25 protein-coding genes are annotated in these 25,992 nt (G+C 47.5%); 15 read left to right on the top strand and 10 right to left on the bottom strand.

Annotated features, from left to right (window positions below; all coding sequences use genetic code 11):
* Nucleotides 1-27: 27 nt before the first annotated feature.
* Nucleotides 28-696 (top strand): DJ-1/PfpI family protein, encoded by a 669-nt coding sequence (locus AYK67_RS00745; protein ID WP_068080873.1) that lies wholly within the window; start codon nucleotides 28-30, stop codon nucleotides 694-696.
* 75 nt (nucleotides 697-771) lie between these two features.
* Here the strand turns inward: AYK67_RS00745 and AYK67_RS00740 are convergent, their stop codons facing one another.
* Entirely contained in the window at nucleotides 772-1,980 is a 1,209-nt protein-coding gene (locus AYK67_RS00740; RefSeq protein ID WP_068080870.1) for a glycerophosphodiester phosphodiesterase family protein, read from the bottom strand.
* Between the two features lie 254 nt (nucleotides 1,981-2,234).
* Between AYK67_RS00740 and AYK67_RS00735 the strand changes: the two genes are divergently transcribed.
* Together AYK67_RS00735 and AYK67_RS00730 are read left to right on the top strand one after the other, a co-directional pair.
* The gene (locus AYK67_RS00735; protein WP_068081291.1) at nucleotides 2,235-3,692 is read left to right on the top strand and encodes an AMP nucleosidase; all 1,458 of its coding nucleotides are present in this window, start codon (nucleotides 2,235-2,237) and stop codon (nucleotides 3,690-3,692) included.
* Nucleotides 3,693-3,891: 199 nt separating this feature from the next.
* Nucleotides 3,892-4,797, top strand: coding sequence for a hypothetical protein (locus tag AYK67_RS00730; RefSeq protein WP_068080867.1), 906 nt, complete (start codon nucleotides 3,892-3,894; stop codon nucleotides 4,795-4,797).
* 194 nt (nucleotides 4,798-4,991) lie between these two features.
* On the opposite strand, the gene mutY is transcribed toward AYK67_RS00730, so the two are convergent.
* Nucleotides 4,992-6,155: an A/G-specific adenine glycosylase gene (gene mutY / locus AYK67_RS00725; RefSeq protein ID WP_068080865.1), complete on the bottom strand. Its 1,164-nt coding sequence runs from the start codon at nucleotides 6,153-6,155 to the stop codon at nucleotides 4,992-4,994.
* Nucleotides 6,156-6,302: 147 nt separating this feature from the next.
* On the opposite strand from mutY, the gene AYK67_RS00720 reads away from it, so the two are divergent.
* On the top strand, nucleotides 6,303-6,824 hold the full coding sequence (locus AYK67_RS00720; RefSeq protein WP_082735552.1) for a DUF721 domain-containing protein: 522 nt from the start codon (nucleotides 6,303-6,305) through the stop codon (nucleotides 6,822-6,824).
* A 67-nt stretch (nucleotides 6,825-6,891) separates the two neighbouring features.
* Here the strand turns inward: AYK67_RS00720 and AYK67_RS00715 are convergent, their stop codons facing one another.
* Nucleotides 6,892-7,533, bottom strand: coding sequence for a hypothetical protein (locus AYK67_RS00715; RefSeq protein WP_068080858.1), 642 nt, complete (start codon nucleotides 7,531-7,533; stop codon nucleotides 6,892-6,894).
* A gap of 333 nt (nucleotides 7,534-7,866) precedes the next feature.
* On the opposite strand from AYK67_RS00715, the gene AYK67_RS00710 reads away from it, so the two are divergent.
* The 8 genes from AYK67_RS00710 to AYK67_RS00675 all read left to right on the top strand — a co-directional run bounded on the left by AYK67_RS00710 (nucleotide 7,867) and on the right by AYK67_RS00675 (nucleotide 15,868).
* Nucleotides 7,867-8,514 (top strand): DsbA family protein, encoded by a 648-nt coding sequence (locus AYK67_RS00710; protein WP_206597480.1) that lies wholly within the window; start codon nucleotides 7,867-7,869, stop codon nucleotides 8,512-8,514.
* 276 nt (nucleotides 8,515-8,790) lie between these two features.
* Complete coding sequence (locus AYK67_RS00705; RefSeq protein WP_068080855.1) at nucleotides 8,791-9,432, top strand: DsbA family protein; 642 nt, start codon at nucleotides 8,791-8,793, stop codon at nucleotides 9,430-9,432.
* Nucleotides 9,433-9,531: 99 nt separating this feature from the next.
* On the top strand, nucleotides 9,532-12,999 hold the full coding sequence (gene smc, locus AYK67_RS00700; RefSeq protein WP_068080853.1) for a chromosome segregation protein SMC: 3,468 nt from the start codon (nucleotides 9,532-9,534) through the stop codon (nucleotides 12,997-12,999).
* Between the two features lie 196 nt (nucleotides 13,000-13,195).
* Entirely contained in the window at nucleotides 13,196-13,573 is a 378-nt protein-coding gene (locus tag AYK67_RS00695; RefSeq protein WP_068080850.1) for an AtpZ/AtpI family protein, read from the top strand.
* Between the two features lie 51 nt (nucleotides 13,574-13,624).
* Nucleotides 13,625-14,395 (top strand): F0F1 ATP synthase subunit A, encoded by a 771-nt coding sequence (locus AYK67_RS00690; protein WP_068080848.1) that lies wholly within the window; start codon nucleotides 13,625-13,627, stop codon nucleotides 14,393-14,395.
* A gap of 81 nt (nucleotides 14,396-14,476) precedes the next feature.
* Nucleotides 14,477-14,704 (top strand): F0F1 ATP synthase subunit C, encoded by a 228-nt coding sequence (locus AYK67_RS00685; protein WP_068080845.1) that lies wholly within the window; start codon nucleotides 14,477-14,479, stop codon nucleotides 14,702-14,704.
* A 113-nt stretch (nucleotides 14,705-14,817) separates the two neighbouring features.
* On the top strand, nucleotides 14,818-15,372 hold the full coding sequence (locus tag AYK67_RS00680; RefSeq protein WP_068080843.1) for a F0F1 ATP synthase subunit B: 555 nt from the start codon (nucleotides 14,818-14,820) through the stop codon (nucleotides 15,370-15,372).
* Nucleotides 15,373-15,382: 10 nt separating this feature from the next.
* On the top strand, nucleotides 15,383-15,868 hold the full coding sequence (locus tag AYK67_RS00675) for a F0F1 ATP synthase subunit B family protein (protein ID WP_068080840.1): 486 nt from the start codon (nucleotides 15,383-15,385) through the stop codon (nucleotides 15,866-15,868).
* A 100-nt stretch (nucleotides 15,869-15,968) separates the two neighbouring features.
* On the opposite strand, the gene AYK67_RS00670 is transcribed toward AYK67_RS00675, so the two are convergent.
* From AYK67_RS00670 to AYK67_RS00645, 6 genes are all read right to left on the bottom strand, one after another.
* Nucleotides 15,969-16,685 carry a hypothetical protein gene (locus tag AYK67_RS00670; RefSeq protein WP_068080837.1) on the bottom strand — a complete coding sequence of 239 codons (717 nt, stop codon included), beginning with the start codon at nucleotides 16,683-16,685 and terminating at the stop codon, nucleotides 15,969-15,971.
* 15 nt (nucleotides 16,686-16,700) lie between these two features.
* Nucleotides 16,701-17,099, bottom strand: a complete 399-nt coding sequence (locus tag AYK67_RS00665) for a VOC family protein (protein ID WP_068080836.1) — start codon at nucleotides 17,097-17,099, stop codon at nucleotides 16,701-16,703.
* Between the two features lie 191 nt (nucleotides 17,100-17,290).
* Complete coding sequence (locus tag AYK67_RS00660; protein WP_068080835.1) at nucleotides 17,291-17,935, bottom strand: ribonuclease HII; 645 nt, start codon at nucleotides 17,933-17,935, stop codon at nucleotides 17,291-17,293.
* A gap of 164 nt (nucleotides 17,936-18,099) precedes the next feature.
* Nucleotides 18,100-18,603, bottom strand: coding sequence for a hypothetical protein (locus AYK67_RS17390; RefSeq protein WP_208976174.1), 504 nt, complete (start codon nucleotides 18,601-18,603; stop codon nucleotides 18,100-18,102).
* A 273-nt stretch (nucleotides 18,604-18,876) separates the two neighbouring features.
* Entirely contained in the window at nucleotides 18,877-19,362 is a 486-nt protein-coding gene (locus tag AYK67_RS17020) for a hypothetical protein (protein ID WP_156453002.1), read from the bottom strand.
* A 460-nt stretch (nucleotides 19,363-19,822) separates the two neighbouring features.
* Nucleotides 19,823-21,022: a PA0069 family radical SAM protein gene (locus AYK67_RS00645; RefSeq protein WP_082735550.1), complete on the bottom strand. Its 1,200-nt coding sequence runs from the start codon at nucleotides 21,020-21,022 to the stop codon at nucleotides 19,823-19,825.
* A gap of 103 nt (nucleotides 21,023-21,125) precedes the next feature.
* Between AYK67_RS00645 and AYK67_RS00640 the strand changes: the two genes are divergently transcribed.
* A complete protein-coding gene (locus AYK67_RS00640) occupies nucleotides 21,126-21,710 on the top strand; it encodes a glycosyltransferase family 2 protein (protein WP_068080833.1) in 585 nt (194 codons plus the stop codon).
* Nucleotides 21,711-21,976: 266 nt separating this feature from the next.
* Entirely contained in the window at nucleotides 21,977-24,271 is a 2,295-nt protein-coding gene (locus AYK67_RS00635; RefSeq protein WP_068080831.1) for an NADP-dependent malic enzyme, read from the top strand.
* A 65-nt stretch (nucleotides 24,272-24,336) separates the two neighbouring features.
* Here the strand turns inward: AYK67_RS00635 and AYK67_RS00630 are convergent, their stop codons facing one another.
* A complete protein-coding gene (locus AYK67_RS00630; protein WP_068080829.1) occupies nucleotides 24,337-25,185 on the bottom strand; it encodes a hypothetical protein in 849 nt (282 codons plus the stop codon).
* Between the two features lie 280 nt (nucleotides 25,186-25,465).
* Between AYK67_RS00630 and AYK67_RS00625 the strand changes: the two genes are divergently transcribed.
* Nucleotides 25,466-25,930, top strand: a complete 465-nt coding sequence (locus AYK67_RS00625) for an Mpo1 family 2-hydroxy fatty acid dioxygenase (RefSeq protein WP_068080827.1) — start codon at nucleotides 25,466-25,468, stop codon at nucleotides 25,928-25,930.
* Nucleotides 25,931-25,992 lie beyond the last annotated feature (62 nt).

The following is a 25,992-nucleotide window of genomic DNA, read 5'->3' as shown; positions in this document are numbered from 1 at the left end:
TGCCTTACTTGAGAATAGGAGTGTATCATGGGGTATGATTCAATCAATTATGATGAAGCCCGCACGGTCCATGCTTTGGTATATCAAGGCGTCGATATGCTCGATCTCGTGGGGCCGCTGGAAATGTTCGCCATGATACCCTTTAAATACAAAACTTATTTGGTGGCGGAAACGCTGGAGCCTATAATAAGTAAACAGGGTATAATTTTACAACCGTCAATAACGCTGGAAGAAGTTGACCGAACCGACATGGTGCTTGTACCAGGCGGACAAGGAGCGGGTGATGCTTGCGAGAGCGGATCAATTCTTCGCTGGCTTTGCCGTGTGTGCCTTGGGGCTGAAACCGTTATGTCAGTGTGTACAGGTGCAGCTATTTTGGCTAGGGCAGGTGTGCTAAATGGTAAAGCTGCCACCTCCAATAAAAAGGCGCTAGCATGGGTTGCCGCTCATTCGCAGCGCGTACGCTGGAAACGTAAGGCCCGCTGGGTAGAAGATGGCAAATTCTTCACATCCTCAGGCATTACCGCTGGTATGGACATGGCATTAGCCGTCATAGCCAAACAGCAAGGCGTTGAAGCTGCGCGTGAAACCGCAAGCTATGCCGAATATCAATGGAATGAAGACCCAAGCAACGATCTTTTCGCTACAACGCCGTCTTTTTTTCAAAATAATGCCGTCGCCAAAGCATTTTTCTAGAGCGTATAACTCTCAAGAAAAGCACTTCAGGCAACACTATTGGATTGCCTGAAGCTCTGGTAAACCGCATAGATTTTATTTCATACCCATACAGCTGGCATAGAACGAAGTTGTTGCTGGCCAGTCCGAGAAAACGCCCACAACGCCGACATCCTGCGCCAAAACATTGAGCAATTCATAAGTCTTACCCTGTGAATTTATTGTGGGTTTGACTGATTGATAATACCAGCCGCCGCCATTCTCCATATTGCCAGAGCGCTCTAAGGTCCATGTAATCAGCTTTAAACCTGCGGCATTGGCAGCTTTGGCATAAGGGCTTGCAACGATCTCGCCGTCTTGCAGGCCTACCAGCATCCACATAGGCGGTGCAATGTAGTTCACGCCCATATCCTTCAGCTCTTGCATACTGGGCGAAAAGCTCTCCGGTTTCATTGGGTCAAAGCCGTCCACATTGTAGCGACCATCCAGATAAACTGCTTGCTTGCCAAACTCGGGTTCGTTTTTAATCCAGTACAAAACATCTTCAAGTTGGAATGATTGAGCAAATACATCTTCAGGGGCAACACCTGCCGCCTTGTACTCATCAATCATTTTTTGCGCGTAGTCCGCTTGGCTCATACCATTGTGTGGCATGGCAACACTTGGCTTTTTCAACTCAGGCGTAAATTTCACACCGAGTTTTTTAAAGAGTTCAATGCTTTGTTTGTGTGTCATCAATTGGCCCGCAGCATTGGCATACAAATCTGTGCGCCAGTGTGCGGTGCCATTCATATAGTCTGCTACATTCTGCGCCTTTTTATTGGCCGCATCCATTTTACCGCGCAAGCTCATAAACTCTTCAAGCGTTAACTCAGCGCTACGGCATTCGGCACTGGCCTTTTTGTCACCTTGTGCAGCTTGGAAAGGCTTGTGGCATTTATTGGCAAGTGAGCTCGCTAAAATGTTGGTTGTGGTGTGCAAATCGTTTTGTGCATGCCGACAAACCAGCTCGTGATCCTTGGTGAAGGTTACATCACATTCCAAAATTCCGGCACCCATCAACGCGGCCGCTTCATAAGACTGCTTGGTGTGTTCGGGAAACTGCATGGCAGCACCGCGGTGCCCAATAGAAAAGTCTGTTTTACGAACAGGCTTACCAATACAAGCTGTCAGCTTCTCTTTAAGCGGCCCCTCGGCCATCAGGTCCACTAAAAAAGCTGGTCGTGGCCCAATCTCGGCAGCAAGGCTGGGCAAAGTCGACAGCAATGATGCTGCAATAACAGCTAATAATTTGAAATTATTCATATAAACGATCCTCAAGTTTTCTGTTTTGATAGCTCTTGAAAATGTCGTCCCAATGAAAATTTGATAACAGTTTACTGACAAGCTAACGGAATGAAATAATATTCATCAATAAAAATATATTTCACCCTATCATTAACTTGTCACTTGACCTAGCCGCACAGTTCCGGCACACATATCACGACACGAAGAAGGAGAAATCACACGTGTCGACTATATCCGATAGCGACGTACGCACAGCTCAAAACGCTGTTATAATGCCGGAGCCCGTCGCCTCCCGCGCTTTTACGCAGGCAGAGGCCGCCGTAGACTTCCTCATCGAAATTTTCAATCGTAATACCAAATTTTTACGCCACGCATTTCGTGATGCCGTGAATGGCAATTGGCCATCAAGTAAAGTACGCGCCTTTTATCCGCAAATCACTTTGGAATGCGACAGCCACGGCCGCACTGATAGCCGCTTGTCCTATGGTTTTGTCGCAGGTCCGGGTCACTATTCAACCACCATCACAAGACCGGATTTATTTCGCGAATATTTGATCGAACAGTTGGAGCAGCTCCTGCGCAATCACGAACAGCCCGTTGTGATTGGCGAAAGCACAATACCCATACCACTGCACTTTGCCTTTTATGATGGTGCGAATGTGGAAGGTGCGCTTCCCTCCAGCGCGGACCGCCCCTTGCGCGATGTCTTCGATGTTCCCGATCTGGCAGTGATGGATGATGCGATTGCCAACGGTATTTATGAAGCTGGCGATGGGCCGCAGCCATTAGCTCCATTTACGGCGCCACGAATTGACTATTCCTTGCATCGCCTGCAGCACTATACTGCCACAGCACCAAAGCACTTCCAGCACTTTGTCCTGTTTACCAACTATCAGTTTTATATTGATGGCTTTGCTCAAAAGGCAAAGGAGCTGCTGGCAGACCCGAATAGTGGGTACAAGGCTTTTGTTGAACCGGGAAATGTTATCACCCGTGCCGGCGAGAGCCAGCCATCAGAAGGTGTGGCCCTCGATCGTTTGCCGCAAATGCCCGCCTACCACTTGGTACGCGAGGATAATACAGGCATCACCATGGTCAATATCGGGGTTGGGCCATCTAATGCCAAAACCATCACCGATCACGTTGCGGTGTTAAGGCCGCACGCTTGGTTGATGTTGGGGCACTGCGCTGGGCTGCGCAACAGCCAGCAACTGGGTGATTATGTGTTGGCACATGGTTATGTGCGTGAAGATAAGGTGTTGGACGCCGATTTACCCACATGGGTGCCTATTCCTCCACTCGCTGAAGTGCAAGTGGCATTAGAGCAAGCCGTGGCCGAAACAACAGGCTACAAAGGCTATGAGCTAAAAAGCGTCATGCGTACCGGCACAGTGGCTTCAATCGATAATCGCAATTGGGAGCTGCGCGACCACCGCGAACCGGTGCAGCGCTTCTCACAGTCTCGCGCTATTGCTTTGGATATGGAATCCGCCACCATTGCGGCAAACGGTTTCCGCTTCCGTGTTCCTTATGGCACGTTGCTTTGTGTTTCCGATAAACCATTGCATGGAGAGCTAAAGCTTCCCGGCATGGCGACCGATTTTTATCGCCGCCAAGTGGCACAGCATTTGGAAATCGGCATAAAAACCATGCAGATTCTGCGGCAAATGCCAAGCGAGCGTCTGCACTCTCGCAAATTGCGCTCTTTTGCCGAAACCGCTTTCCAGTAATTACGCATACAATATGATCTTAAAAAGGCCGGTGCATCCATACCGGCCTTTATGTGTTTGTGTGTTGAAAGAAACAATCAATACGCAGCGTTAGTTTAAGCTCAATATCACCTGCTCCTCAAAACAGAAGAACTATTGGCTTTATAAATTGATTTTGAGGGGGCGTCTGACACTTGGGCAAAACAAAGAAAGCAATGCTATGGTCTCATCAATTTCAATCACTGGCTCCCGCTTCAATACTGAAATCAACACTTCGGATATTCGCAATATTGCAAAGTCCACAGACAGGGATCATGTGGGCTCTAGCGCCTCTCGTCTTTGGGATAAAATGGTTGACTGGTTTTGTGGTACGGATCGGGCAGAGGCCAAGAAACTGGTGTTTGATATGGTTTCGCCACGTTCACAAACCAGCCGAAAAGTCGATGCCTTCATGCAGCTCTCTGAAATTGCGACAGGGGGAATACGTAATAACTTTACAGTTCATGAAGATGCATTAAGCAAATCCTACAGGATATCCGACCAAGGTAATGTTCTGCTCGAATTGAACTTGGAAACAGATGAAAAATACACAAATGAAATAAAGTCTGCTTTTAGCGAAGAAATAAGCAAGACGAAAAGCGATATGGCTTCATTGACTGAAAAAGGTCTGAAAAATGCATTTCCCAATCAATTTAATGCAGATCTGCCCCGTTTTGGTCTGAATGCATTCAGTTTTGATGGGGAGACGGTCACCAGTAGGGATGAATTTTTCAACAAGCTATCTGTTGAAGAACAGGCATCTGTTTTTACGTTATGTCATCAGGGTGTTTTCGCCGAGCTAATTGGCCAAAAAATCTGTTTCGCACCTTCAAATGATATTGAGATTGCCTTTTCCAGAAATGATAGTGGTGAGTTGGAAATAACAGCCTATTTTGAAAAGGACCTGGCAAAAGTTGAAGATGAGACCGAGTATCAAATTCTATGCCAGCAAACAGATTCCGACCCAGCACTCAAGCACTCAATTTCACTTAAAGCTGAATTCCTTCTTGATAAAGAAGGTGCGATCAAAGAAGCTAACTCCACTTGTTATTCAGCAACAGCACATATGGTCAAAATTGGAATTTAGACCAATAACAGCGGTAAAAAAATGCTCAGTAATTGTGGCGCCCCTCCTATTTTAGCGGATGGTCGGGAAAAGGTCGTAATATAAAAGCTTCGATGAGCTATAAGTTCTCATAAGTGAAAAGCCTGCCACCTGGTTAATCCCCAGTGGTTAATCCCCAGTGGTTAATCCCCAGTGGTTCATCTGGATGGCAGGCTTTAAATGCGAGTATCGCCGCTCAAAACAGTGCTGCCTGCTGATGCAATCTTTTTCATGATTGTAGGCAAAGCTTCACCATCAACTTGTGTGGGTGCAGACCACCAGTACCCGTCGGGCAATGGAAATTTGTGCGAAATACAAACCGCTCCCACAAAAACCACGCAGTGGAAATGTGTGAAACTATGATTAACTTTTTCCCAAATCGCGCTATTAGAATTTTTATCCACAATATTTTTGAGAGGTTCTGCGAGCTCATTTTGGAGCATCTTAGGTAACGTATTCACAATGCTTATGTGATGCGCATTAATCATCTCGCTGCTTGGTATAAGCTTACGATCAAAGCCCACCGCACACCATTCGCTGGTAAGCGGTTCACTCATTCCAGCGAGCAAACCTTGATCGCCACGCTTGCGCAAAAGCACCGAGCCATCACCGGATTTAACAATAAATGCCACGCCAAAGCGAACGGGTTTTGCTTGTTTCGCAGCCTTGCGTGGCAGTGTTTCAGCAATGCCCTTCAAGTAGCCTTTACAGCTTTTTTGCCAAGGGCATTTTGTGCATTCAGGCTTGCGCGGGCTGCAAATTGTTGCACCTAAATCCATCATCGCCTGCGCAAAATCCCCAGGGCGATCTTGAGGTGTGAGTGCATGCATATGCTTTTTTATCAATGGTTTAGAGGCAGGTAACGCTTCCTCGATACCAAAATAACGGCTCACCACTCGCTCTACATTACCATCAACAACTGCTGCATGTGCGTCAAACGCAATAGCTGTAATTGCAGCTGCTGTATAGGGGCCAATACCCGGTAGTTTTAACAGTCGCTGCTCATCATTTGGCAACCTGCCATTGTGCTGCAAAGTAACTTCCCTGGCACATCTATGTAGATTCCGCGCTCTGGAGTAGTACCCAAGTCCGGCCCAAGCTTTTAGGAGCTCTTCTTCGTCGGCTGCCGCCAAATCTTGCAGTGTAGGCCAGCGGTTGATGAAGGTTTTATAGTAGCTCTTAACGGTTGCCACAGTTGTTTGCTGCAGCATTATTTCCGAAAGCCAGACATGGTAGGGATTCGGTTTTACACCAGAAAGTTTATCTTTAGGCAGAATTCGCCATGGCAGATCACGTGCATTTCTGTCATACCAATAAAGTAAACGACTATTATCTTGCATACTGTTATTTGGGCCAATCTAGATTAGCCCCCAAATTGTTGAGGTATTCTAGGTAATTCATGATACCGCTGAAGTAGGGGCTCATTTAGAACTAATAGAAACGTAAGGTCATAGAGGTGCCGCATTTCCGTGTTGTGGTAAACAAATATGAAGACAGCTGCCAGATCTCATGAGGGAATGCAAACAAGCCACCAATTAAACGAGCTTGTAGGAAAAACCATTTCCCCCGCTGCCCGCAAAAGGGGCTTTGCCACCGTTGACCTCTTGGCAGCGTGGCCCGAGCTCGTGGGTCAGCGTTATATGGGTAAAGTGCAGCCGGTGCAACTCATTTGGCCACGCCAAAAGAGCGATGAAGCCGAACAACAGGCTGAACCGGCAACACTGCTGGTGCACTGCGACGGTCCGACAGCTTTGTTCTTCACCCATGAAATCCCTCAGGTTCGTGAACGCATCAACGTTTTCTTTGGCTGGAATGCCGTAGGCCGTATCAAAGTCATTCAAAAGCATATACCGCCAACGCCAGTTAAAGAGCCACAAAAACTACGCGATTTATCAGAGGCCGAGCGGGAACGTGTGAAGCGTAAAGTCTCCCATGTCGAAGATGACCGTCTTCGCACGGCACTGGAAAAACTGGGCAAAGCCATACTTGCTAAATCTGGTAATATCTAAAGATAGCAGGTATAGCCAAAACCATTGTGAGCTTCTCTAAACGCACAATGATTTTGCGTGATAGCATTTACTCGTGACTTAAAATCAAATCAACGCCACTATTGGTATAGCCCAGTAACAAATCAGGCCGTTCCATCAGCACATGTGCTTGTACCTTGCGCTCACGATCAACCAGCTCAATTTTATCACCGCTGACCATCCATCCAGCTAAATCGTTAATTTGCTTGGATTTGCATCCCCTCATGTCCAGTACGCCAATTCGCAAATGTTCAACAGCTGTCTCAAGAGCTGCAACAGCATTAGTGCTCTGAGGCTGAGGCTGCGTCTGAGACTGGGGTTTGGTTCTAAGGGTTTTAACCTGCTTTTTCTCTTGTTTTTCTGCCTCATCGCTCAAGGGAGCATTTTGCGTATTTGACTGTTTTGCAGTGTCATCGCGTGACAACAGGCGAGGGGAGAATGTCACGGCACAGCTACCGCTCGCATCGCCTGCACTCACATGCCATGCTCTGCGTGTCAGTGCTTTGACATCGACAATACTGTTCGTTTCAGCGAGCGAGAGCATATCCTGCTCTTCACGAAGGGTCGCGTGCTGCGTAGTCTCTTGGCGGCTATGGGTTTGTTCCTGTTCAGCTTCATATTCGCCAGCTCGGTGTGCTTGGCAAGCCGAAATCACGCCCACTAACAACAGAGCACTAAAGTTTCGCAGCATTCTAATAGTCCACATTTCTAACAAGGTCTCAAGGCATTGCATTATCGGCATTTCATCGCAACATAAAGGCAATTAAGGCAAACTTATGTACAAAAACTGAGTTCCGAACAATAATTTAGCCAGCAAATAAATGGCATTCTATCAATTGCGTATCAGCCCCGTAGTTTTAGGGGCGCGACAAAAAGCACTCGTGCGCCCTTGTCACACTTATTTATAAACTGGCAGCTGATAAACTGGTAAGCATCAAGGCATTTCACATGTGAAGTATCGATAATGCCGCCAACTGCATATTCCAAGAATTTATTGAGCTTGCGTCACTGCCAGGAGGTACCCGTGTTTAATTGGAGTAACTTTTTAACAATTCTCGCAAAGAAAATTCCCCTGCCAATCGCTATTTTTTTTCTCGCTCTATCTTTGGCTAATGCGCAAACAGTTTCCCAACAAGAGCTGTTGAAGGCAGGTAGTCTGCCAGAAGCCCAGCAAGGTTCAGCCAATGCCCCCATTACAATAATAGAGTATTCGTCACTTACTTGTGGGCATTGCGCTTTCTTCTCGCGTGAGGTGTTCCCGCTTATTGAAGAAAACTACATCAAAACCGGCAAGGTGAATTACATCACCCGTGAGTTTCCCTTGGATGCTGTCGCCAGTGCTGCCTATATGATTGGACGCGCTTTACCGCCCGAACAATATCGTGACTACATTGAAATGATGTTCGCCCATCAACGAGAGTGGGCCTACACCCACAATCCGTATAACGCGCTTCTTACAATGGGTCAGCAAGTGGGCATGAATAAAACACAAGTGGAGGCGGCAATTACCAACCAGGAAATCTTGGATGGGCTCCAACAAGTGCGCGATAGAGCCTATGAGCAGTTCGAAGTCAGCGCAACACCAACCTTTTTCATTAATGGCAAGAAATATGTTGGTGCGCTGAAAGCAGATCAAATCGTAAAAATCATCGAGGCGGAGCTAAAAAAATAACAAGGATGCTGTAGCAGGCTGTGCCTTTCAGCCAGAGACGGCAAGCAGACCCAAAACGAAGTAAACAGGCATGTGCTCCATACGCGTTTCTTTGCACCATGCCTTTTTTGGGGGGGCTGGGAATAAACATCACCTAAGTGTGATCGCAACTTGAACGCTTTACACAGCATATTTTGCGCCTGGCCTTGTTTCCTCCTCATTTTCGTTGGAGTTGACGTGTAAGTGTCTTCACTGGCATACACATATTAAAGCAACTCGAATACTGGGAAAAAGCACGTGACCTTAACGCGTAGATCTTTCGTAAATCGTTCTTCAGCATTGGTTCTTGCTGCAGGACTGTGCCTTGCGCTGCCATTTACATCCATAGCCCAAGCTGCAACAAAAGAAGAGCTGATGCAGCCAAGCCCGTTGGGTGACATGGCGCTAGGCGAGAAAAATGCGCCGGTAACGATCGTTGAATATGCTTCATTAACGTGTTCCCATTGTGCCACGTTCCACAACACAACTTACGCTAAGCTAAAAGAAAAATATATCGATACAGGCAAAGTCCATTTTATCTTCCGCGAGTTTCCGTTAGACACAGTTGCAGCGGCGGGTTCCATGCTTGTACGTTGTTCAGCGCCGGAAAAGCAATTGACAGTACTAGGCACCATGTTCCACGAGCAACGCAACTGGGCATTTACCGATAATCCATATGGTGCGCTTTTAAAGATGGGTAAACAAATCGGTTTATCGGAAAAAGAAGTCGAAAGCTGCTTGACGAATCAGAAGATACTCGACGGACTGACCGCAACCCGCGAACATGCTTCAAAGGTATTAGGTGTTAATTCAACGCCGACATTTTTTATTAATGGCGAAAAGGTGAGCGGAGCGCTCTCGATTGATCAAATTAGCGAGTATATCGACAAGAACCTGTAATTCTTGGGGCCCACAGCAACAGCTGTTTGGGTCAATACACGCTTATTGCCAAATGCTGAAAAAATATAGGCTATCAAATCAGGCGCTGGAGGCTTGCCAATGAAGTTTCAGCGCTTGAGAGTTGTTGGGTTCAAGTCTTTTGTTGAACCTATGGAATTTGTGATGGACGATGGACTGACCGGCGTGGTCGGTCCAAATGGTTGTGGTAAATCCAATCTTGTCGAAGCCCTGCGCTGGGTGATGGGAGAGAACTCCTATAAAAACATGCGTGCTTCAGGGATGGATGATGTCATTTTCTCCGGCTCTCTCAATCGACCGGCACGCAATTCGGCTGAAGTCACTGTTTTTCTCGATAACGAAGAGCGCGATGCCCCCACCGGTTATAACGATAGCGACCAGATAGAGATTTCCCGTCGTATTGAGCGCGAGGCCGGTTCCGCCTACAAAATCAACGGTAAAGATGTTCGCGCCCGTGATGTGCAGTTGCTTTTTGCCGATGCCTCGACAGGGGCACGCTCGCCCTCAATGGTACGGCAAGGGCAAATTGGCGAGTTGATTGCGGCCAAACCTACCGCCCGGCGTAAAATCCTTGAGGAAGCTGCGGGTATTTCCGGCCTGCATAGTCGACGTAATGAGGCTGAAATTCGCCTACGCGCTGCCGAGAGCAATCTGGAGCGACTGGAAGATGTGCTGGTCCAGTTGGATGGCCAGCTCGAAGGTCTCAAGCGACAGGCCCGTCAAGCCACCCGCTATCGCAACTTATCCTCTGACATCCGCCAAACAGAAGCCACGCTTTTATATTTGCGTTGGAGTGAGACCAATAGCTCATTAGATGAAGCCCGCAAGCTATTCGCCGAAGCCGAAGCAGCGCTGAATAATGTCAGTGGTTTGCAGGCCGTAACTGCTAAAGAGCAGGCGATTATGGCCCACGAATTGCCCAAACTGCGTGATGAAGCAGCTTCAGCAGGTGCTGCCCTTCAGCATTTGGTCATCGCGCGCAACGAGTTAGATGCCGAAGACCGCCGCGTGCGCGAGCGTTTGGCCGATATCGCCCGTCGTTTGCAACAATTGCAAGACGATATGGAGCGCGAGCAGACACTCCTTGAAGAAAATAGCGATTATCTGGAGGCATTGGAACAAGAGCAGGCAGAGCTTGAAGCGCAACAAGCATCAATGGGTGAACAAGAGCAAGCGGCATCTCAAAGCCTTTTGGATGCCAGCCAGCAAGTGGAGTTGGCGGAGGCCAAGCAAAACGATCTCAATCGACAAAATGCGCAAATGGTCGCCAAACGCCAACAGCTCATGCAGCAAGTCGGTCAGCAGCGCGAGCGTATCACACGCTACAATGATCAAGAAAAGGCCCTGAGCGGCACACTCGCTGCTATTGTTGATGAAATCGAGCGAGCGCATGGCCCCAGTGCCAAGCGCGAAGAGTTGGAGATGGCGCAAGAAGAGCTGGCCTATCTGGAAGAGGAAGTTCTCACCCACGAAACAGCGGTTGCTGAGGCCCGCCAAACTCAAGAAGAAGCCCGCGAACCGGTGCAGGTCGCCAAGGCCGCATTGTCACAAGCGCAAACCGAAGCCGATACCCTTCGGAAAATACTAAGTCACAGTTCAAATGGTGCCTATCGTCCTATACTGGATGATATGAGTGTTGAAGCCGGGTTGGAAACTGCTCTCGGCGCTGTGTTGGGTGATGATCTGGAAGCCTCTCCCGATGTCGAAGCGCCGGTAAGCTGGCCAGCTCATCAGGTTATTTTTCCAGCAGGTAAGGACGCGCCTTTACCTGCAAAGGCAACGGCTCTTAGCCAGTTCGTTAAAGCCCCACCGCAAATGGCCCGCCGCTTGGCGCAAATCGGTTTGGTCGAAAGCGATCAAGGTGCGGTCTTGGCCACAAGTTTGGCCGCAGGCCAGCGTCTCGTTGCCAAAGATGGCCAGATGTGGCGATGGGATGGACTGCATATAAAGGCCGATGCGCCAACCGCAGCTGCACAGCGCTTGGCACAACGCAACCGTTTGGCCGAGCTTGAGGCCAGCTATGAAGCGCTCGAAACCACATTGGAAGTGGCAAGCGAGCACCACGAGGCAGCCGTAACGGCCTGCCAAACCGCACAGGAAAATGAGCAGGCTGCACGGCAAAAGCTGCGCTTGCACCAAGGGCGAATTGTTCAGTTGCAAGAAGAGCTGGCAGCAACAGAGCGTGCCTTAACGGCATTATCTGTGAAAAAGAATACACTTGAAGAGCAGGTAAGACGTGCTGGCGAAGATCGCACAGAGGCTGAAGAGCACCTGGAAGAGCTGCATATGGCCTTGGAGGAGTTACCGCCAACCGAGGAGTTGGAGGCAACTCTTGCACAAACTGCACAAGAACTAGCTCTTGCCAGAGCAAATGCGTCAGCAGCCAGATTGCAGGTGGATAACTTGCAAAATGAAGCGCACATGCGCCAGCGCCGTCAGCAGGCCATAAAAACAGAGCGCCAAAGCTGGCTGCAACGTACGCAAAACGCCGGTAAGCAGGTCAAAACCATTGAGGTTCGTATACAAGAAGCGCAAGAAGAACGCGAAATGCTTCTTGAGGCACCGGAAGAAATTGAATTAAAGCGCCATTCACTATTATCGGCCGTGGCTGAGGCGGAAGAAAAAAAACGCTTGGCAGAAACCGCGCTGAGTGAAGGCGAGCGTCGCCAGCACGAGGCCGACCGCAAGGCAAAAGAGGCGCTGGAAGGTTTATCTGGTGCCCGCGAGCGAAAAATTCGCGCCGAAGAACGATTGACCGCCGCCCGTCAACGCCGCGTCGAGACGGAAGAGCGCATCACAGAAACGCTTGAGGTTGGTGTTGGCCAGTTGTTCCAGTTAGCGGGGTTGAAAGAAGGTGCGCCACTACCTGATGTAACAGGTATCGAGAAGCGCTTGGAACGATATAAAAACGAGCGCGAGCGGTTGGGTGGAGTAAATTTGCGTGCTGAAACAGAAATGGCCGAGGTCAATTTACAACTGGAAACCCTGACAGGAGAGCGTGACGACCTTATCGAGGCAATAAAAAAGCTGCGAGTGGGAATCGCGAATCTCAATAAAGAGGCCCGTGAGCGCTTATTAAATTCTTTCAACAGCGTTGATGCACACTTTCAAAGACTCTTTACCCATCTTTTTGGCGGTGGGACGGCAGAATTAAAACTTGTGGATTCAGAGGACCCGCTAGACGCGGGGCTGGAAATTTTTGCAAGGCCACCGGGTAAAAAACCGCAAACCATGACCTTGTTATCAGGGGGCGAACAAGCGTTAACGGCTATGGCACTCATCTTTGCCGTGTTCCTGACCAACCCTGCACCCATCTGTGTCTTGGATGAGGTTGACGCGCCGTTAGATGATGCAAATGTTGAGAGATACTGCGCTCTTTTGGAAGAAATGGCCGCAAATACCCACACCCGCTTTACGGTTATTACCCATAACCCCATAACTATGGCGCGTATGAATCGCCTCTTTGGTGTTACAATGGCTGAGCGAGGGGTTTCACAGCTTGTTTCCGTGGATCTACAGACAGCAGAACAGTTCCTAGAAACCTCGTAATTTCACCTAGAAAAATGTGTATAGTCTCAGACATATGGATTAAGTCTGTTGGAAATTTCGATTAATACTTATAATTCAATTACTTACGTATAAATGCTCTAACCTTGACAGCGTAATAAGCTACCAGTATGTTGCGCTCGACTTTGAAATGGTACGGCGCTCTGTCGGGCGTTGCCTAAGTTTAGAAGGTGACAACATGTCGTCTAACGACAAAAGGCAATTAAAACAGGGCCAACCGGACCAGGAAGTTGAACTGTCAAAGCGGCTCGATAGCCTCGGCGCCAAACTGGACCAGCATCTTAAGACTGAAAAGTCTACGGAGGAAAAAGCTGGTACGAGCGCAGGTGCGGGACTGGCACAGGCCTGGAAGATTTCTTCTGAGTTTGTGGCAGGTGTGCTTGTGGGTGCTGCCCTGGGCTGGGCGATTGACAGTTGGCTTGGTACTAAGCCGTGGGGGCTCATTGTCTTCTTGTTGCTTGGATTTGCCGCCGGAATCTTGAATGTGCTGCGTGATGCGGGCAAAGTTGCCCAGCCAGAACGCAGATTGAATGATTTCGATCGGCGCGATAACTAATTTGGGTTGTGCATTGGGCGCAACATCAATGGCATTTCAGGGGTATGACCTGTGGCAGGAAATCCAGAAAAAGCGATCGATCCGATCCACCAGTTCCACATTAATGATATCATCAGCCTGAATATTGCTGGCATCGATTTTTCTTTTACCAATGCCGCTTTGTTCATGGTGGTTACGGTAGCGGTCGCCGCGCTCTTCTTGCTTTTATCAACCAACCGCCGGGGCCTTGTCCCGAGCCGTATGCAGCTCTTGGCTGAAATGAGCTACGAGTTTGTTGCCTCAACGCTGCGCGGTGCAGCGGGTAACGATGGCATGCGCTTCTTCCCGTTGGTATTCTCTCTGTTTATGTTCGTCTTCGTGGCCAATCTTCTAGGTCTGGTTCCTTACTTCTATACAGTAACCAGTCAGATTATTGTCACGTTTGCACTTGCCATGCTTGTCATTGGTACAGTGACAGTCTACGGGTTCTTCAAACACGGGTTTGGCTTCTTGAAGCTATTCGTGCCAAGCGGTGTACCAGCTGGCGTGATCCCTCTTGTCTCGGCAATTGAAGTAATCTCGTTCCTTTCTCGTCCAGTCAGCTTGTCCGTTCGTTTGTTCGCAAACATGCTGGCCGGTCACATCACTCTGAAGGTTTTCGCAGGCTTTGTGGTTATGCTCACCGCCAGTGCAAGTGCACTGGGTATCGGCGCAGCCATTATGCCGCTGGCGCTTACAGTTGCTTTAACTGCACTGGAGTTTCTGGTTGCCTTCCTTCAGGCTTACGTATTTACAGTTCTCACCTGCATGTACCTTGCAGATGCGCTCCATCCGAGCCACTAAGGGTCATTCGAGAAATTGTAGTATCCGGGTCATAAAGACCCATCAACAACGACGATATTTGCTAGTTTAGGAGCACTTGTCATGGAAGCAGAAGCTGCAAAGTTCATTGGTGCCGGTCTTGCCTGTTTGGGTATGGGTGGTGCTGCTCTCGGTCTTGGCCGTATTTTTGGTGACTTCCTCACCGGCGCATTGCGCAACCCATCCGCAGCTGATGGTCAGTTCGGTCGTCTTATCCTCGGCTTCGCTGTTACAGAAGCTCTGGGCATCTTCTCACTCCTGGTTGCTCTTCTTCTCCTCTTCGCTGTTTAAGCACTAGGGTAGAAACTGGGACACTATTCGACTGTCGGCGGTGCCCTCATCTATTAGGTGCGCCGCCGCTTTCGTAAGAGTAAAAGGTCCACAGAGCTTTCACGGAGAAGGTGATGTCAAATACACATGGCGAACAGCTATCAACGGGGACAGTAGCGCATGGCGGTGGTGCCGAAGCGAACTTTCCTCCATTTGACGGCGCAACTTTTCCCTCACAGCTGTTATGGCTGGCAATTACTTTTGGCTTCTTCTACTTCCTGATGGCCAAGGTAGTTCTACCGCGTATCGGTGGTATTCTTGAAGACCGCCGCGACCGCATTGCAGGGGATATGGCAGAAGCTTCCCGCTTGAAGCAGGAAACCGATGCCGCCATTGCGTCCTACGAGCAGGCGCTGGCCGATGCCCGTCGTCATGCTGGTAAGTTAGCCTCTGATGCCCGCGATAAAGCAAAGTCGGAATCTGAAGTTGCCCGTAATAAGGCAGAGGAAGAACTGACCGCGAAGCTGAGCATGGCAGAAGAGCGCATTGAGAAAATCAAGCGCGAAAGTATGGATCAGGTCGGCGAAATTGCTGCTGATACAACTGGCGAGCTTGTCAAGGCTCTCATCGGTGGCAGAACACCAGCGAAAGCTGTTGTTTCCAAGGCCGTTGATGCTGCACTGAAATAAGGGGTGAGCGATGTTTGATGCAACAACATGGGCATTTGTCAGCCTCATCCTGTTTCTTGCGCTGCTGTGGTACATGAAAGTACCTTCCAAAATGGGAGCGTCGCTCGACGCACAGGCGGAAAACATCAAGCAAGAGCTTGAAGGTGCCCGCAAGCTGCGTGAAGAAGCACAAACACTGTTGGCCGAATATCAGCGCAAGCGCACTGAAGCCGAAGCCGAAGCTGAGCAAATTGTTGCCGATGCCAAGGTTGAAGCCGAGCGTTTGTCTGTTGAGGCGAAAGAGGCACTGGCAGAAATGATTGCGCGCCGTACGGCAAATGCGGAATCGAAAATTGCACAGGCCGAAGCTAATGCAGTGGCCGAAGTCACCGCCCACGCCGCTGAAGTTGCGGCCAAAGCGGCTGAGTTGGTTGTTGCAGAAAGCCTGCAAGACCCGGCAGCCAGCAGCAAACTACTTGATGCAAGCATCAAGCAGGTTAAAGCACAGCTAAATTAAAAGCTGCTTGCAGATAACCTATAGTGTTTAAAAGCCCCGGCCTGCTGGGGCTTTTCTTGTTTTCTCGCCATAAACCGGCCCCTCTTACAAGAGCATAACTTTACATCTGGTCCTTTGCCCCCATCCACACTTCAACCATATGCGGGTGCAGGCGCTTCTGGTTATGGGCACTTTTTGCTTTTTTGCTGTGGTCTTTTAGGCTGAAATTATAGCCCGTGCGCCTAAGGTAATTAACCAGCTCTTTCCCGACAACGGTACATGCTTTTTGTGAAAAACAGCGTATCTCGTTATCAGCTGTCATTTGATTTATGGTTTGCGTTGGGTATTGTAAACTATTACGATTCATGACCATACCAAAATTAAACAGCGCATTACTCAACTCGCGTGTTTTTTCGTCGTTTGCTTCAAATTCATCACTACTATAAACAATAAAAGCCATTGGGTAGAGCTGTTCAAGCGCGGCTAACGACTTGGCAAACTTCCTGTCGTCTTGCGTAACTGTTTCCATTTTATAGTTGGTGTACAGTGCTGTATCTTTCAATTCACGGTGCGAGTTAATGTAATTGGCGTAACTAAGCAGCAAGCTTTTAGGAATAGCCCCATCCTCATAATGGTGAATAGCCAGGTCAATACCGGTTTTCGCGCGCTCATGATCTTGCGAATAAACCATGGATGACAGCAATTCAGTCAGCTTATTCTCATGCTGTTTTTGTTGAAAACTATAGGAAGTGTAAGCAGCAATACCGGCTATGATAACTTTAATCCCGATATCTGCCACCTGATATAAGTGCTTGCTGAAATCACGGCTGCCAGTCATTGTAAAGCACCAGGTTTACAGTTTCACACCCATCTCACGGCCCTTGGCATTCACGTGGTAGAACACCAGCTTATTGCCATCCAGGTCTCGAAAATAGCCACCATAAAAAACTTCGTTACGCGGGCCAGGTGCGCCGCAGCATGTGGCTCCTAATTTCAATGCCAAGGCATGCTGGTTATCAACCGCTTCAGGGCTTTCCAAACGGAGCGAAATCATCGTACCATTGCCAACACTGGCTGGCTTGTCATCATAGGGGGGCGTCACACCAAACAAGGTGTCATGGCTGCCAAATTGCCAAACAACAAATCTCTCTACTTCCATAGCTCTTTTGCCGAACATGGGAGCAAACAGTTGATCGTAAAAATGTGACGAGGCTTTAAGGTCGTTGGTGCCAACCAGTAAATAACCGATCATTAGAGTTCCAGTCTTTTGGATTACTCAAGAGCAAGCGAAAACTGGATAAAGGCTAAGCGAAACTTCCCGCCTACGACCTAAGAAAATTACTAAAATGCCATCAAGTTTATCCGGCTTCTTAAAACCGGTTAATACTGATTATAGAAAATTGGCGCAAATATAACCAAACATACTGTGCAGCGCACAAGCGCTCACATATCTTTCATTGGCCTAAAGCTTAACCGGTGGTGCGGGCTAATGCCAAAGCGCTCAAGCGCCTCGCGGTGCGCCTTGGTGCCATAGCCCTTATGCTTGGCAAAGCCATACTGCGGATAGTCTTTATCAAGCCGCATCATGATCCGGTCTCTTGTGACCTTGGCAACAATCGAAGCTGCCGCAATAGCAAGACAGCGACCATCCCCTTTAATGAGCGCTTGGCCTTCACCGGGTAGGTGAGGGGGCACATCTTTACCATCAATGAAATACAGACTGGCAGGAGCAGCTAAAAACCGCGCACAGCGGCTCATGCCCTGTAAGGTGGCCGCACGAATGTTTAAACTGTCAATGGTGCTGGGCGATTGCACACAAACGCTCACCTGTGCTTTTTCAAGAATTTCCCCATACAAAGCATCGCGCTTTTTTTCGCTCAGCTTTTTGGAATCATTCAGCCCCTCCGGCATATTGTCATAGTCCAGCTTCGCCGCTGCCACCACAACGGGGCCTGCCCAAGGGCCGCGTCCAGCCTCGTCTATACCTATCAGCCCGTCAGTGCACTGGCAGCTAAGTTTGCGTTCAAAGGCTATATCCACATCATCAGGAAAAGCTATGCTAAATAAGTTATCTGCAAAATGGGTCATGCCAACTCAATGAAACAATGCTTGTCATTTGGCAAGCTGCAATTCTCACAAATCACCGGGCAACTCTTTGAAACTATATTGGTAAGAGCAAGCGCAAAATAGCTCGCTCCTACCATGTATAAGGTGCTCACTGATGCTAGCTCACAACGTAATACCTGTAAAAACTATTGGTTTAGCTGCTTGGCCTTTTCATGGCAATCTTCATCAGTTTGATGTGCGCCTACGATAAATCGCTCGTTAAAGGCATCGGGGTTTTGGTGCGCCAGTTGTGCAATTGTGTTGGCAAACAGTTGTGCAGGGTTTGCAACGGGCGGAACATCAACAACACTCACATGTCCCGCAGGTATCGCCGGTGGGTTGGCATCATAAGTAGCCGTAAAACCGGGGAAGTTCGTTATAGTCGAATGGTTGCCGACATTGGGAATAGGATTTGTCGTATCAAGCACCAAAGCACAATTGAAGTTTTGTGGTGCAGCCAGAATTTGCGCCATTTGCTTGTTGAACGACAATCCACCGCCAGCAAAATTAAAGCGGTTTTGCCGCAAATCGATAACGCCGTTATTTTCCAATAGGCCGCGATAGATAAATTCAGCCATTGCGGCTTGGCTTAGGCAGGCACAAATGCCTAGTGCACTTAAAACGGTAAGTAGGCGAGATTTCATTTTCATCACTGTCTCCATTGTTGGGCAACTACAGTTGCCAACTGGGAAGACGCACCTCAAACGAAACTGTGAGAAATCTTAATGCGAAAACCCCTTATTCAGGGAGTTTGCTCAAAGCCCCTATAACCAGTAAAGCTCTTAAATAGTAAGCAGTGCATAGACGGGGATACCAAGTTTGAATTTATCCCCGCCGCTGTTTCAAGGCCTTGTGCCAATCCAACGCCGAGATCCTAGCACGAAGCTTTATCCGAAGTTGTGAGCACAACAGTAGATAACGGGTTATTGGTTCACATTTTTAGCTTTCTCACGGCATTCCTCATCACTTAGATTCACGCCATGAATATGGTTTTCGTTGAAATATGCGATATCTGCATGATAAGCCGTAGCGATTATATCAGCAAAATCTCTTGCCGGATTGGCACCTGCATTATCTTGCGTTACGCTCACATGGCCTGCGGGCACAATTGGCGGGTCTTGATCTGAAGTCGCTGTAAATCCAGCCACATGGTCAATTGGTGATGAGTTATCACTGCTAAAGCTATTTGTCGTTGTCAGAGCAAAAGCGCAGTCACTTGTAATATTCACGAGTGTTGTATTGAAGGATAAGGTACCCCCTACAAATTCAAAACCACTCTCCGATAAATCTAATGATTCTCCATCCTCTGTTATTCCGCGATAGATATTTGTCGCCATAGCTGCTTGGCTAAGGCAGGCAAAAAATCCAAGCGCACTTAAAACGGTAAGCAGGCGAGATTTCATTTTCATCACTATCTCCATTGTTGGGCAGCAGCAGCTGCCAACTGGGAAGACGCACCTCATTCGAAACTGTGAAAATGCAAGCCACATATTTTGGGGAGGTATATATGCGCGGATCATGCAAAATGTTGCCGCACAATTTATGGCAAGGATCATTCGCGATATATGAGTGCTGCAACACATCTCAAAAAAAATCGAGCGCGAAATGAACGGTTCTCCAGCACCACATGGCAAAAAACGACATTGACGCCGGCTGATCACTCACTCAGTACTTTTGCATCACATACGCATCACTTTTGCACCATAAGTGCACACCCACAGTGTGTTTGTGTGTTTACACAAGGCCAGATAATTCAATAATTGCTCAACCAAAGCGCCAGCCTGTCAGATACTATAAAATCTTACAAATACATAATATCTAATAATTACAATGAGTTATATTGAAAACCAGTACGGAGAGGCCAATAGATCAAAACAAACTCAGTTGCACGCCGCCCTTGGTTGGGCGAATAAATTGCGTGCAATCAAGCTGTTTACTGCGTCCCTGCAAGCCGTGCTTTTTACAGGCCAATTGAAACCGCTTGGCAATTTGCAGTGCATATGGGCCCTCACCAACAAAGCGCTTTCCCCAGTCGCTATCGTAATCCTTCCCGCCGCGCATCGAACGTAACAGGCTGATAACATGACGATATTTCCCCGGATACTCCTCAAGCAGCCACTCCTTAAACACGCCGCTCACCTCGCGTGGTAAGCGCAATAATATGTAGCGTGCACCGCTCGCCCCGGCTTCGACACTAGCGCCAATAATCCGTTCAATCTCGTGGTCGGTTATTGCGGGGATAACTGGCGCAACAAAAACAGAGCAGGGAATACCGCAGTCGGTAAGCTTTGAGATAATCTCAAGTCTTCGCGCGGGTGTCGGTGCGCGCGGTTCCAAAGTACGTGCTGTTTTATTTTCGAGTGATGTTATCGAAACGCCAACTTTAACAAGCCCTGCCGCAGCCATATCCGTTAAAATATCGCTATCGCGCAGAATATTTCTAGAACGGCTCAGTATAAAAGCAGGATGTTTATACTTCCAAAGCACCTCCAATATGGATCGGGTAATTTTATGTTCTTTTTCAATGGGTTGGTAGGGGTCGGTATTGCTACCAAGCATTATGGGCTTCGGCTGATATTTGGGTTTGCCCAATTCGTGCTCTAGAATTTCTGCCGCGTTGTCTTTGGCATATAACTGTTGCTCAAAATCAAGTCCCGCCGAATGTCCCAAAAAACTATGGCTCGGGCGCGCATAGCAATAAATGCAACCATGTTCGCAGCCCCGATAAGGGTTTAAAGAGCGCTCAAAGGGAATGTCAGGTGAATCATTGCCGGTTAAAACTGAGCGTGCTTTTTCCCGATGAACCTCTGTTTTTAGGGGAGGGAGGTCTGCAAGGCTTTGCCAACCATCATCATAGGGTTCCACGCACTCGCGTTCAAATCTGCTAGAGCGGTTGCTGATAGCACCGCGTCCTCGCACAACTTTTTGCCTGATCGCTTTAGGCAAAACACCATTCTTAGGCAAATGGTTTCCAGGCTGCACACCATCAGAACAGTCGGAAGCCACATGACTAGGTAATGTTTGGCGGTTCTTCACTGCAACGCGATCTATAATTCTAAGGCTAGGCATGCAAAAGGTCCAAATTAAGAACAATAAAAGAACAATGCACGAACAATTATAAAAATCAAGTTCAAAGGTTTATTGGGGCGGAAACTAATGGTAAGCATACCCCATGATTTCATTAGTTATTCCTGCTGGGCAAAACGATCAATTCCTACCAGAAACACTCAGTGCACTCGTGCCAGCCTGTGCGCGTGGTGTCATACGTGAGGCTATTGTTGTTGGTAACAGCGATGATGAGCAGGTGGCTCATATCGCAGATGCAGCAGGGGCGATCTATCTAGAGGCGGCAGGCACAGCAGCACAAAAACTATATGCAGCCCTGCCTAGAATACGGCGTAGCCAATGGGTATTGGTGGTGAGGCCCGGTGTCATTGTCGAACCGGAATGGGACCAGCATGCGTGTGCTTTTATCGAGCGTGCACAAAGGGTTGGCCTTCATAAAGCACCAGTTGCAGCCTTTCAGTTAAAGTCAGAGGGCTTTACGACAAAGCATAGGCTGCAAGAAACGATATTGTTGTGGCGTCATAAGCTTACCAAAAGGGCGCACCCCAATCAGCCGCGTCTCTTTAATATGCAAGCCATTGAAAAAGATAATAAAGAACGAACTTTTAAACTTGAGGCAAAAGAGACCGAAAAATTTTGGCTTCAAAAAACAATTTTGCTTTCTTGTCAGGCATCAGCTCATAATTTTTAAAAGTCCTAGTGGTGTGTTGTCTATTGCTTTAAATGAGCGATAAAATAAAATTTTACTTGGTATATGGCTATGTTGCATTGCAACTAAGAAATATCACTAAGTAACCCGACGTAGCTGGGCTGGGTTTGCCAATTTCGCGGTGGAACACTGATATTTTATACTTAAGAAGAATTTAAGAACTAGGTATAAGCAGCGATCTTTAAATTCAATGACCTGATGGACACTAGGGCATTTGAACATTGGCATTAAAACCACGAGAAGGCCACATGGCAGACAACTCAAAGCAAGCAAACGGCAACCTGGACGATCACGCGCTCTACTACCACACCTATCCCAAGCCTGGTAAACTGGAAATACAAGCGACCAAACCACTAGGAAACCAACGGGATTTAGCCTTAGCCTACTCCCCAGGTGTTGCTGCTCCTTGTTTGGAAATTGCCGATGACCCGCAAAAAGCAGCGGACTATACCGCTCGCTCAAACCTCGTCGCCGTAATTTCCAACGGTACCGCAGTACTCGGTTTGGGCGCCATTGGCCCGCTCGCCTCCAAGCCGGTCATGGAAGGTAAGGCGGTCCTGTTTAAAAAGTTTGCCGGTATCGATGTTTTCGATATTGAGGTAGACGAAACAAACGCCGACAAATTCGTTGATGCCGTCTCGGTTTTAGAGCCCACATTCGGGGGGATAAACCTAGAGGACATCAAAGCGCCGGAATGCTTCCAAATCGAAAAGCGCCTGCGTGAAAAAATGAATATTCCTGTGTTTCACGACGACCAGCACGGCACAGCAATCATCGTTGCAGCCGCGGTTCGTAACGGTTTGGAATTAGCTGGCAAAGATATTTCCCAAGTAAAAATAGTAGCTTCTGGTGCAGGTGCTGCTGCACTGGCCTGTTTGAACCTGCTCGTTTCGCTTGGTGCTAAACCTGAAAATATTTGGGTTACGGATATTCACGGTGTTGTCTATGAAGGTCGCCCGGAACTCATGGACGAATGGAAAGCAGTTTTTGCCCAAAAAACTGATAAGCGAACACTCTCGCAAGTCATTGAAGGCGCTGATGTTTTCGTTGGCTTATCCGCGGCCGGAGTTTTGAAATCAGAAATGGTTGCCAAAATGGCGAAAAAACCATTGCTCATGGCTCTCGCCAATCCGACGCCCGAAATCATGCCGGAAGAAGCGCTAAAAGTGCGTGATGATGTGATGATGTGTACGGGCCGTTCTGATTTTCCCAATCAAGTCAACAACGTACTGTGCTTCCCCTATATTTTCAGGGGTGCATTGGATTGCGGCGCCACCAGCATTAATGAAGAAATGAAACTGGCAGCAGTAGAGGCCATAGCCGCTTTAGCGCGTGAAGAACCTACCGATGTTGTCGCCAAAGCTTATGGTGGTGTCACCCGTACCTTCGGGCCAGATTACCTTATCCCAAGTCCATTTGATAACCGTTTGATCCTGCGTATCGCGCCGGCTGTTGCTAAAGCCGCTATGGAAACAGGTGTCGCTACAAGGCCAATTACTGACTTTGATGCATATATGGATCGCTTGAACCGTTTTGTGTTCCGTTCCGGCCTTGTTATGAAGCCGATTATTCAACAGGCTAAAACAGAAACAAAATCAGTTATTTACGCAGATGGTGAGGACGAGCGCGTACTAAGGGCCGCCCAAGTGGTGCTTGAAGATAAGCTGGCGCAGCCCATTCTTATCGGCCGTCCTGATGTAATCGAAAGACGCTGCGAGCGATTTGGTTTGAAAATTAGACCGGGTAAGGATTTTGAATTTGTAAACCCGCAGGATGACCCCCGATACCGTGAATATGTCGATACACTGTTCACGTTAGTTGGGCGCAATGGCGTGACACCAGAAGCAGCGCGAACTATGGTGCGTACCAACTCAACTGTTATCGGTGCTTTGGCTGTCCAGCGCGGCGAGGCAGATGCGTTGATAACTGGGTTAGAAGGTCGCTTTGACAAGCACTTACGCGACATTGCCAATATCATTGGCAAACAGGAAGATGTGACCAACTTCGCCACTCTTTCCTTGTTGATCAACAGCTCCGGGGCGTTTTTCTTGGCTGATACTTATGTCAATGAAAACCCGTGTTCCGATGAAATTACTGAAATAACCAAGAAAGCAGCAATCCAAATCAAGCGTTTTGGTATCACGCCGCGCGTTGCTCTGCTCTCCCATTCAAACTTTGGTTCACGCAGCACGCCAGGTACGATGAAGATGCGTGAGGCGCTTGAAAACCTTTGGCAACAATGCCCTAGCTTAGAGGTTGAAGGCGAAATGCATGGCGATGCCGCTCTTAAAATGGATATTTTAAAGCGCTACATGCCGCAAGCACGCCTGCAAGGGCCTGCAAACCTTTTAGTCTTTCCTTGCCTGGATGCAGCAAATATCGCGCTTAACCTCATTAAAGCAATGACCAGTGCATTACACGTGGGGCCAATCCTTTTGGGTGCGGCGAAACCGGCACATATCTTAACCCCGTCGGTCACCACACGAGGCATTGTGAATATGACAGCACTATCGGCTGTCGATGCCCAATCAAGAGAGCGATAACAGTTGAAATACATGTGTCTTAAGGGGGTAATCGCTCCTTTAAGACACATAAAAGGGCAATAAAACTACCACCATTTACATGTCATACAGTTTTTAAACTTGGCAACTTCAAGAACGCGGCTTCTGTCATTTTTCAAAGCGAACCATTCATCAGATAATTTAGCAAGTTGATCCATATACCCTTTAGGGACCTTAAATGGGTTCGGTTGCTTTGAAAAACTTATGGATGCAACAATTCCGGTAAACTGGTTTTTGCCGCTCGCTGGTGATTGCACTCGGATTGTTTTCCATTTTCCATCAACGAGTTGCGACTTAATATAGCTTATGTCGCCTATTGGAAGCTCTATTTTGGTAGTCCAGTTATCTGCTTCACGTTGCTCTTCATGACGCGCCATAGTACCAAATTCTTCGAGCGTCTTTTCGTGAATCTCTTGCATTTGCTCTTTATCGGAAATGTCTACTTGTATGCGCAGCATAGTATAGCCATTCTCAATCAACGTTTTTTCTGGTGACCGCAGCTTTATTTTGCTGCCATTTTGCGGAATTGCAAAGTAAATGCCCTTGTCGCGGAACCAGCGCCAACGAAGTTCAGTAATAACGTTTTTTGTTCTGGTATACAGTTTTGCAGCCACAATCGACATGGCATCAGAGCCAAAACGTTCTTGTGCCAATAGCTTTAGTGAATGGGAGGTTTCATCGTCCCACTTCCCATCCATATTTCCATTGTAAACAAGCTCAATATTCAAGGCAAACTGCAAGAATTTGATTTCTTTGTCCGTTAAGGCAGATGGATCGAATAATTTGAACAAAGGGTCGTATTTATCTTGCGCATATACAGGATGCATTACACTAATAATTAAGAGTAAACCGCCTAGTAATATTAGTAAATTTTTATGAATAATTTTTAATTTCATAAATACATACCTATCATCCATACCGTTATAATTACTAAATGATTTGAAGTTTGATAACAAACAAAATAATATATTTACCTATTAGTTAAAATGTATTTATATATTTAAAATCAATTTACTTATAGGTTTGCAAAAGATAAGTATAAGTAAAAAACTATGTGAGAATTATCTGACTTAGCGTTTTCTATTTTACTCCTTTAATAGTTTTTCTCGAAAATGAGGGATTGGCTTTTGTCTATTTCTATTAGGATACTTGAATGCAGAGCAGGGGGGATAAAAAATGCGAAAACTAGAAAATTTACTAGATGAATACGGAGAGAGTCATCAAGATGAGACCAATAAACTAGTGCATTGGATTTGTGTTCCTGTAATATTTTGGAGTATCACAGCATTGTCATGGTCACTGCCAATTCCAATCATTGAAAAAACTATTGTGAATAATTGGTGCACTCTGGCGCTTATTCCTGTTACTATTTACTACTTAGTTTTGTCTTGGCAATTGGCACTCGGGATGCTGGTTTTTTCCATAGGCTGCCTTCTCTTAAATGCGATCATCGAAGCAAGCTTTCCAGGCTCTCTATGGAAGATTGCACTATCATTATTTGTTATTGCTTGGATAGCGCAGTTTTGGGGACATAAAATCGAAGGGAAAAAACCATCGTTTTTGAAGGATATTCAATTTTTACTCATTGGTCCTGCCTGGTTACTCCATTTTATTTATAAACGTGCCAATATAGCCTATTAGCTGTGTTCCATCCGATTGAATTCAATCTAACGGCAAGAGTTTGCTTAAATTGAAGAAGTAAG

Origin of the sequence: Polycladidibacter stylochi, assembly GCF_001562055.1 — a bacterium.
Lineage (GTDB): Bacteria > Pseudomonadota > Alphaproteobacteria > Rhizobiales > Stappiaceae > Pseudovibrio > Pseudovibrio stylochi.
Note: the sequence above shows the minus strand (reverse complement) of the source record. Positions and strands in the feature narration are given on the sequence as shown.

Excerpts from the sequence above, each read along its gene's own strand:
- AYK67_RS00745 (WP_068080873.1), top strand. The coding sequence starts at position 28 with ATGGGGTATGATTCAATCAATTATGATGAAGCCCGCACGGTCCATGCT.
- AYK67_RS00740 (WP_068080870.1), bottom strand. The coding sequence starts at position 1,980 with ATGAATAATTTCAAATTATTAGCTGTTATTGCAGCATCATTGCTGTCG.
- AYK67_RS00735 (WP_068081291.1), top strand. The coding sequence starts at position 2,235 with ATGCCGGAGCCCGTCGCCTCCCGCGCTTTTACGCAGGCAGAGGCCGCC.
- AYK67_RS00730 (WP_068080867.1), top strand. The coding sequence starts at position 3,892 with ATGGTCTCATCAATTTCAATCACTGGCTCCCGCTTCAATACTGAAATC.
- mutY (WP_068080865.1), bottom strand. The coding sequence starts at position 6,155 with ATGCAAGATAATAGTCGTTTACTTTATTGGTATGACAGAAATGCACGT.
- AYK67_RS00720 (WP_082735552.1), top strand. The coding sequence starts at position 6,303 with ATGAAGACAGCTGCCAGATCTCATGAGGGAATGCAAACAAGCCACCAA.
- AYK67_RS00715 (WP_068080858.1), bottom strand. The coding sequence starts at position 7,533 with ATGCTGCGAAACTTTAGTGCTCTGTTGTTAGTGGGCGTGATTTCGGCT.
- smc (WP_068080853.1), top strand. The coding sequence starts at position 9,532 with ATGAAGTTTCAGCGCTTGAGAGTTGTTGGGTTCAAGTCTTTTGTTGAA.
- AYK67_RS00695 (WP_068080850.1), top strand. The coding sequence starts at position 13,196 with ATGTCGTCTAACGACAAAAGGCAATTAAAACAGGGCCAACCGGACCAG.
- AYK67_RS00685 (WP_068080845.1), top strand. The coding sequence starts at position 14,477 with ATGGAAGCAGAAGCTGCAAAGTTCATTGGTGCCGGTCTTGCCTGTTTG.
- AYK67_RS00680 (WP_068080843.1), top strand. The coding sequence starts at position 14,818 with ATGTCAAATACACATGGCGAACAGCTATCAACGGGGACAGTAGCGCAT.
- AYK67_RS00675 (WP_068080840.1), top strand. The coding sequence starts at position 15,383 with ATGTTTGATGCAACAACATGGGCATTTGTCAGCCTCATCCTGTTTCTT.
- AYK67_RS00670 (WP_068080837.1), bottom strand. The coding sequence starts at position 16,685 with ATGACTGGCAGCCGTGATTTCAGCAAGCACTTATATCAGGTGGCAGAT.
- AYK67_RS00665 (WP_068080836.1), bottom strand. The coding sequence starts at position 17,099 with ATGATCGGTTATTTACTGGTTGGCACCAACGACCTTAAAGCCTCGTCA.
- AYK67_RS00660 (WP_068080835.1), bottom strand. The coding sequence starts at position 17,935 with ATGACCCATTTTGCAGATAACTTATTTAGCATAGCTTTTCCTGATGAT.
- AYK67_RS17390 (WP_208976174.1), bottom strand. The coding sequence starts at position 18,603 with ATGAAAATGAAATCTCGCCTACTTACCGTTTTAAGTGCACTAGGCATT.
- AYK67_RS17020 (WP_156453002.1), bottom strand. The coding sequence starts at position 19,362 with ATGAAAATGAAATCTCGCCTGCTTACCGTTTTAAGTGCGCTTGGATTT.
- AYK67_RS00645 (WP_082735550.1), bottom strand. The coding sequence starts at position 21,022 with ATGCCTAGCCTTAGAATTATAGATCGCGTTGCAGTGAAGAACCGCCAA.
- AYK67_RS00640 (WP_068080833.1), top strand. The coding sequence starts at position 21,126 with ATGATTTCATTAGTTATTCCTGCTGGGCAAAACGATCAATTCCTACCA.
- AYK67_RS00635 (WP_068080831.1), top strand. The coding sequence starts at position 21,977 with ATGGCAGACAACTCAAAGCAAGCAAACGGCAACCTGGACGATCACGCG.
- AYK67_RS00630 (WP_068080829.1), bottom strand. The coding sequence starts at position 25,185 with ATGAAATTAAAAATTATTCATAAAAATTTACTAATATTACTAGGCGGT.
- AYK67_RS00625 (WP_068080827.1), top strand. The coding sequence starts at position 25,466 with ATGCGAAAACTAGAAAATTTACTAGATGAATACGGAGAGAGTCATCAA.